Here is a 337-nt window from a genome sequence, read left to right on the forward strand (position 1 = left end):
GGCGCGGCCGGTGGCGTGGTGTCGTTCGAAACACTCAACGCAGACGATCTGATGAGCGATGACGAGCGCCTCGCCGCGCGCCTGTCAGCCGGCTATCGCAGCGCCAACGAGGCGACGCGCGGCGCCGCCGCCCTTGCCGGACGCTCGGACCGGATTTCCGCTGCAGCCGGCCTCTCGGTTCGCCAGTCCGGCGACATCGAGCTGGGCTCGGGCGACACCCTGCCGGCCGAGGACGAGATCTTCGCCGGCTTTGCCAGCACCCGCATCGAGTTGAGCCAGGCGGGCTCCCTCGACGCCAGCTGGATCGGCTTGCGCAACGACGTGCTGGAGCCCAATA

The 337-nt window shown here is 70.0% G+C and carries 1 pseudogene; it reads left to right on the forward strand.

Annotated features, from left to right (window positions below):
- A pseudogene (locus E5162_RS14800) lies at nucleotides 1–337 on the forward strand (TonB-dependent receptor domain-containing protein); the annotation flags it as partial.

This window comes from Marinicauda pacifica (assembly GCF_004793635.1).
Lineage (GTDB): Bacteria > Pseudomonadota > Alphaproteobacteria > Caulobacterales > Maricaulaceae > Marinicauda > Marinicauda pacifica.